Source organism: Bradyrhizobium sp. (assembly GCF_019244115.1).
Lineage (GTDB): Bacteria > Pseudomonadota > Alphaproteobacteria > Rhizobiales > Xanthobacteraceae > Bradyrhizobium.
On record NZ_JAFATE010000400.1, the window covers coordinates 1 to 3,068 of the forward strand.

1 protein-coding gene and 1 pseudogene are annotated in these 3,068 nt (G+C 63.8%); both read left to right on the forward strand.

What is annotated here, in order from left to right:
* Positions 1-659, forward strand: a pseudogene (locus JOZ76_RS17735) (hypothetical protein); the annotation flags it as partial.
* A gap of 913 nt (positions 660-1,572) precedes the next feature.
* A partial coding sequence (locus tag JOZ76_RS17740; RefSeq protein ID WP_291700227.1) for a S8 family peptidase occupies positions 1,573-3,068 on the forward strand: 1,496 nt, incomplete at its 3' end.

Here is a 3,068-nt window from a genome sequence, read left to right on the forward strand (position 1 = left end):
TGATCGGAAGCATCATCGGCGCGCTGGCGCCGATCGTTGGCCAGAGGGTCGGTGGCACGGCTGGAAACGTGATCAGCACGGCCGGACAGTTCGCCAATATGATACCCTTCAGCGCGGCACCGCAGATGGCCCAGCAATGGCCACAGCAGGGCCAGCAAGGGATGGCGCAGCAATGGCCACAGCAGGGCCAACAGGGCATGGCGCAGCAGGGTCAACAGGATGCGGTGCTGGTGCCGCAAGGTCTGATCGGAAGCATCATCGGCGCGCTGGCGCCGATCGTCGGCCACAGGGTCGGGGGCACGGCTGGAAACGTGATCAGCACGGCCGGACAGTTCGCGCATCTGCTCCCGTTCGCGGCAGGGCCTCAGCTCCAACAGCAGGGCCAGCAGGGGATGCCGCAGCAGGGCCAGCAGGATGGTGTGCTGGTGCCGCAAGGACTCATCGGCAACATCATCGGCGCGCTGGCGCCGCTGGTCGGGCACGCCGTCGGTGGAACGGCCGGTCACTTGATCGGTGCGGCCGGACAGCAGTTCGGCCCGATGATACCCTTCAGTGCAGCACCGCAGATGGGCCAGCAGTGGCCAACGTCGCAGCAGGGTCAGTGGCCGTGGCAGCCTCCTCCTGCCAGTTTCCCCTGGGCCACCGCCGGCACGGCATAATCTGCCGCGGCGAGGGCTTGCTCGCGCGGACGCTCCCCGCCTCGGAGCCGACAACAATCGGCTCCGGTGCGGGGGTGACAGCGGCTCCAACGACAGGCCGTGTCGCGATGAAGAATTTTACGATAGCGGCGAGAGCATCCGACCCCGCTGAAAGGACGAGGGTCATCCAGAGCGTCCGAGCCATCGTTGACCGGCTCGAGGGCGTTCGCCTGCGCCTGCAGGGGGCGGACCTGGAGGCGGCCTTTGGGACGCCACCACAGGCTCTGCCGATCGAAGCCAACGAGGCCGGCCTGACGGCTTTGAAGAACGCAGTAGGCAATGACGTCGCCATTGAACCGGACCTGCCGCTTCGTTTCTGATGATCTCGGCTGACGTGATTCAACGTCGCGAGCCATCGAGCGGACGGCGGGCTCACATATGCGGAGACGAACAAATGACACAGTCGCCGAGATCAGCTGGAACAAGCCGTCGATCTACGCCCGGCTCGGGCGACGTTTCTTCGTCTGAGCGGGAGCACGACACCGGAGCGGCCGTTGAACACTCTCCGTCGCCGCCGATGAGTCCGTCGTCCCCAGCGGATACGAGGCCAGTATCGGGCGCTGCACCGTCGATGAGCTCATCTTCAGCGGCGGGCGGGCCGCAACCAGGCGGGACACCCGGCGGCGCTGCCTCAGCGAGCTCCCCAGGCTCCGCATCGAGCGCTGGTTCAGCTTCGGCACCCACCGGTAGCCCGGCTTCCACATCGACCGGCAGCCCTGATGCGATACCGACCGGCAGCCCAGGAGCACCATCCGCACCCACCATTCTCAAGCCCGCAAAACGGCAATACACGATCACTTCTCTATCTGGCGTCACCGCATCGGCGCTCGGCATGATGTCGCTGTCTCCAATAGGAACGACGAACCTACGAGAGATGGCCCGCGGTATGGGGATTGACGTCGTCGCCACGGTTCCCGGGCTATTGCCTGCTGCCCTGGGTACCGGCGAAGCCGCCACTGGCGGGTTCGTTGTTGCCGAGATCGAGCCTGCGAGGGCCGAAGCGTTGCGAAGAAACGTGACGCCAAACATTGTGATCGAAGAAAATCATCGCCTCAGCTATGGCGACAAGCCCATCGATGACGTGGCTACGAGGGGAAGCCTAAGGCTCGCCGCCGCAGGCATGACGCAATCGTTTCCCGTCAAGCTGAGAATCGTCGGGAGAGGTGGTGCTCCAATCGAAGGGGCCGTGGTTCAGCTTGCCAGTGATGGGCTGTCTGAAGGGCGGACCGACGCCAATGGCGTCGCGACAGTCACGCTTTTTCTTGCGCCCGGCGGGCGCGCGCGGCTGCTCTATGTCGATGTCCCTCTGGATCACTGGGACATCCTTGTTCATGATCCCGCGATCACTCCGGGCCAATCCTATGAGTTGCGGGCCAAGTCGGTTTTTGAGGCGCCCGAGCTGTTGCCCAACTTTCCCGGGGACTTTCGTTTCGGCTGGGGCCAGCGGTTGATGGAGCTCGATCGAATGCCGGCCGAGTTCGACGGTACCGGCGTTCGCATTGCGATCATCGACTCGGGCGCGGATCCAACCCATCCATTATTGCAACACATCAAGCAGGGATTTGACGCCACTCAGCCAAACATAGTCGGCGGGAACTGGGCACAAGACAGCATCGGACACGGGACGCATTGCGCCGGCGTCATCACTGCGCGGCCGACCAGCGGGCACGCGATGCGTGGCTTTGCCCCAGGGGCGGAGGTCATCGTTTTCAAGATCTTCCCCGGCGGAGATTTCACCGCGCTGGCGCTCTGCATCAGAAAATGCATCGAGCTCCAGGTCGATGTCGTGAATCTGAGCCTCGGCGCCGCGGTGTCTCAGAATGTGATGGTCGATCAGCAATTGGACGCCGCAGTGAAGAGCGGAGTTGCGTTCATCGTCGCCGCCGGGAATTCGGGAGATGATGTCCAATTTCCAGCATCGTCCCGTTACTCTCTGGCCGTCGCCGCGCTCGGCGCCCAGGGCGTGTTTCCGGAAAGTACGTATGACGAGTCGACGTTCGATCCAACGCTACCAATGGATCGGGGACTGTTCTCGCCGAACTTCACCTGTCATGGCCCGCGAATAGCCGTCACTGCGCCTGGTGTATCGATCGTGTCATCAGTGCCGAACGGCTATAATCCGGAGTCCGGGACCTCGATGGCTGCGCCCCATGTGACGGGCCTCGCGGCGTTGCTGCTAGCACATCATCCAATGTTCCGTGTCCAGTTCAGAGAACGGAACGCCGCGCGCGTGAACGCCCTGTATCAGTTGATCCATTCGATTTGCGCACCCGTTGCCCTGGGACCCGATCGCGCCGGGGCAGGCATCCCGCGCCTCGGCAGTCTCATCGGTACATTGCTACCTGCCCAGCAGCCAGGGACGGGCGACCG